Source organism: Streptomyces sp. NPDC085596, assembly GCF_044541565.1.
In the GTDB taxonomy this organism is placed as follows: Bacteria; Actinomycetota; Actinomycetes; order Streptomycetales; family Streptomycetaceae; genus Streptomyces.
Window position 1 is genome coordinate 1 of sequence record NZ_JBITTC010000003.1, and the last position, 4186, is coordinate 4186.

Here is a 4186-nt window from a genome sequence, read left to right on the forward strand (position 1 = left end):
CCCGCGGAGCGGGTACCATATCGCTGCGCGATATGCAAGCAACCCCCGCCCTGCGCGCGGGGGTTGCGCTCCCGCTCCGCGGGAGCGCTGCGCGTGAGGCTGCGCCTCACGCGCACCAGGATTGCTGCGCAATCCTGGTGACGGTCCGTCCGCTGCGCTCCCGGACCAGGCTGACTGTGTCCCGCTTCCAGACTTCCGCTTCGCTGCAGTCTGGCCGGCGGGTCCGCTGCGCTCCCCCGCTCGGGCGGTCCTTCCGGCTGCGCCTCCAGGAGCTGGGGGCCGGGGCCGGCCTTCCGCTTCGCTCCAGGTCGGCTGGCAGTAGTCCGGTGGGTGTTACCGGCTAGGAGGATCGGGGAGTAGGGGGCGCATGAAGGTGCGCTCGTAACGCAGTACACAGCCGCTTTCATCCCTGATACGGTCCGCGTCGATGAACTCGGGATCCTCGCCGAACAGTGCCCGGTACTCCTCGTATGAGGCGAGGCTCGGGAAGCCGAACAAGGCCATCGCTCTGTCGCTCGCACCCTCTGCAGGCAGGAAGTAACCATGGTGCGTGCCACCATGCCGGTCAACCAACTCCATCCAGCGGCGCCCGAAACTCTCGAACGACTCAATCTTCGCCGGATCGATCACGTACTCCACTACGCAAGTAATCACTCTCCGAGGCTAACGCCGTCAAGCGCTCCGTCTGCTGCACTCCACCGTCTGGCATGCCTTCCCGGCTGGGCCACCCTGAGGTACGTCGGCGGGCTAAGAGGATGGGGGTGATGGATGGTCGAGAGCTGAGCAGCTGAACCGGGGGTGAGGTGATGGGTCGTCAGGGTGCTTTCAGGGGTGGCAGGGCCTCACTAGCGGAATGCATTCAGGCTCGCTGGGGCTTTCCTGAGTCCATGTGCTTCACTTTGAGGTACAAGATAGACTCTGGACTCATGTAGCACCACCACTTTGATAGCTGGAGCGGTTCCCGATCAGGTTTCCCCGCTACTGGTCCGAGGCTGTGACCCGGTTCGGTGAGATTCACCGCAGCCGATCGCATGGCTTCTCGTGCAGGTTTCCCATTTTCCTGCCCAGGTAAGATCCCAGGAGATGGCAGACGGATATGTCGACCACAAGCCGAACCGATCAGCGTGAAGCGGCTCAACAGGAAGCCGTTGGCGCGGTTGTCTGTTCCCTCGAATTGCCTGCACGATCACTTGCGCCCGAGAGAGGTCTCCGGACCCAGGTGATCATGGCCACCGGGTCCGGGAAGACCCGGGTCGCGGCCCGCAGCGCAGAAAAGCTCCATGCGGGCCGTGTGCTGGTCCTCGTCCCCTCACTGGACCTGCTCACCCAGACCGAGACCTCGTGGCGTGAGGCAGGCCGTAGGGGGCCGATGATCGGAGTGTCCTCCCTGCACGGCGAGGAGGCTTCGTTCCCCAACACCACGGACGTGGACGAGCTCGTGGAATGGACGCAGGGCCTGGACAAGGTCACCGTCTACGCCACGTACGCCTCCCTCGGGCTGGGCACGCTGGAGCGCGCACACAAGGCCGGCCTTCCGGGCTGGGACCTGATCGTGGTCGATGAGGCGCACCGGACGTCGGGGCGGCTGGGCAAGCCGTGGGCGGTCGTCCACGACAACACCCGCATCCCCTCCCTGCGCCGCCTGTATATGACCGCCACACCCCGCCTGTGGCAACTCGGAGAGGACGAGGACCAGCCCGGCGCACCGGGTGAGCTCGTCGCGAGCATGGACGACGACCCCGACGGACCCTTCGGCAGCAGGGCGTTCACTTTGTCGCTCTCGGAGGCCATCGACCGGGGAATCTGTGCCCCATACCAGGTCGTCTGCGTAGACGTCACCGACCCCCAGCTCCAAGCCACGCAGCTCCTGGGCGTGGAGGGACGTTCCGACGAGGTCCGCGGGGCACGTCTCGCCGCGCTGCAGACCGCCCTGCTCAAGGCGTCGTCGGAGGAAGACTTCCAGCGCACGCTCGTCTTCCACCACATGGTGAAGGAGGCAGAAGCTTTCGCGGCCGGACTTCCGGACGTCGCCGCGCAGCTCCACGCCAGTGACCCCGAGCTGTACCCCAGGACCATCTGGGCCAACTGGCTGTGCGGCGACCACAAACCGCTCCACCGCCGTCGGCTGCTGGGCGAGTTCGCCGCCGGAATCGCCACCGACGGCACTGTCGTGGAGAAAGGCTTCCTGAGCTCGGTGAAAGTCCTGGGCGAAGGCGTCGACACCAAAAACTGCGACTCCGTCTACTTCGCAGACGTCCGCGGCTCCATGCCCGACCTCGTCCAAGCCGTAGGCCGGGCGCTGCGGATGCAGCCCGGCGAGGGGAAGATGGCCAGCCTGGTCGTACCAGTTCTGCTCGGGCCGGGCGAGACGGCAGACAACATGCTCACCAGCCGCGCCTACGAAGGGCTCGCGGGGCTCCTGGAAGCGCTCCGGGCACACGACGCGCGGATCGTCGAGCAGCTCGCCGACCAACAGGCTCAAAGCCGTGTCAGAGGCGTACAAAGCCGCAGCGAGGCGGAAGGCGACGGGGTAGCTGCGAGCGACCGGCTATCGGTGCCGGCCCGAGAACTGCTCAAGTTCTCCACGCCCCGCGACCCGGCCACCCTCGCCGCGTTCATCAACCTCCGCATCCTCAACCCCGGACACCAACACTGGCGACGCGGCATCGAAGCCGCCACCACCTACCACCGGATCCACGGCGACCTCCGCGTCCCGTTCACCTTCCGCGTCCCCGCCGTCGACGACAAGGTCGACGGCCAGGGGGCGGAAGCCACCGGGTGGCCGGCCTCCCTCGCCGGGTTCCCGCTCGGGCAGTGGACCGCCGACAACCGCCGGTTCCACGCCCGCGGCGACATGGACGAAGACCGCATCGCGCAGCTGGAGAAGCTCGGCATGATCTGGTCCCACTACGACGTCGCATGGGAGAAGGGCCTGTCCGCCGCACGCGGATGGGCCGCCAAGAACGGGCACCTCCTGGCCCCGCTGGACGCCACCTACCAGGGCGCGGCAGTGGGCATCTGGCTGAAGAACGCACGGGCCGCCGCGAGGAAGGCGCAGGAGATCGAGCAGCGGCGCGCAGAGGGGCTGCCGGTGGAGTCATCGGCCGGCGCGCTGTCGGACGAGCGGCGCGAGCAGCTCGAGGAGATCGACCCGTCCTGGTGCCCATCGTGGCCTGTGACGTGGCAGCGGTGTTTCCACCTGATCCGGATGCACCTGGACGCCGGCGGGGCACTGCCCACCGCAGCGGGCGACGTCCTACGCCAGGGCGAAGACCTCGGGCGGTGGGTGCAATCGGTGCGGTACGGCTGGGACCAGCTGACGACCGTGCAGCAGTGGATGTGCGAACAGGTCCTCGGGATCGAGTCCGCGAGCGAAAACGAAAAACCGAAAGCTCGGGTCAGTCAGGCCGACAAATGGGCCCTCAACTACAAGGCCGCCAAACAGTACTACCAGCGCGAAGGCCACCTTCAAGTCCCGAGGAAACACATCGAACGGACCCTCGGCGAAGACCAGCAGGAGCGGGAGCACAAGCTGGGAGCCTGGATCAGCAACCAGCGCAGCAGGGCCGCGACCCTGGCTCCAGAGCGGATCGAACAGCTCTCCACCATCGGAATGCGCTGGACGTAGCGACGAGCAGCGGGGACGCCACCACACCCACCTCCGCCCACAGACGCAGGGGCGCCACCCCCAACCCTCCCCCTGCTGGTGGCGAACCTGGGACCATCCCCGCGCGGGCGGGGGACGACGTGCCGATCGGCACCGCCCTGGCCACCGTGCTCGGAGCATCCCCCGCCGACAGGGTCCGGGTCTCGTATGTCACGGCACAGCGTTGTGGTGGGCGGTGGGCCGCTACGGGCGGGGCAGGACGGTGACTCGGATCTCCGCCGGGACGACGCCGGTCACCGGGTGGCGGTGGACCGGGACGTACAGGCCCCAGTCGGCGTCACCGGCCGTGAGCCAGCCCCTGTCCGGCCCACAGGGTGTCGGTGGTCTTCAGCCCGTGTCCGGTGAGCGGGCCGCCCGCGAGTCGAACGATCACGGTGGTTCCTCCATCCGGCGGGAGCTTCCCGCCTCACCTCTTGATGGGGCTCAGCGTCCGATGGGGCTCAGCGTCCGGAGGACGGCACCGGAGTGCCGACGCCATCCGTCCCGGCCCGGCCCGCCGGGCCGTCGGCGGGGGCGGCG

General features: G+C 68.0%; 2 protein-coding genes. One reads left to right on the top strand and one right to left on the bottom strand.

Going from position 1 to position 4186, the window contains the following annotated elements; translation table 11 throughout:
• Window positions 1–333: 333 nt before the first annotated feature.
• On the bottom strand, window positions 334–654 hold the full coding sequence (locus ACIGA3_RS09990) for an NIPSNAP family protein (protein ID WP_399712555.1): 321 nt from the start codon (window positions 652–654) through the stop codon (window positions 334–336).
• Window positions 655–1096: 442 nt separating this feature from the next.
• Here ACIGA3_RS09990 and ACIGA3_RS09995 point away from each other — a divergent pair, with 442 nt between their 5' ends.
• Window positions 1097–3628 carry a Helicase associated domain protein gene (locus ACIGA3_RS09995; RefSeq protein ID WP_399712558.1) on the top strand — a complete coding sequence of 844 codons (2532 nt, stop codon included), beginning with the start codon at window positions 1097–1099 and terminating at the stop codon, window positions 3626–3628.
• The last annotated feature ends 558 nt before the right edge of the window (window positions 3629–4186 follow it).

What these genes read in the sequence shown, in the direction of transcription:
- ACIGA3_RS09995 (WP_399712558.1), top strand. Translation starts at nt 1,097, where the DNA reads ATGTCGACCACAAGCCGAACCGATCAGCGTGAAGCGGCTCAACAGGAA.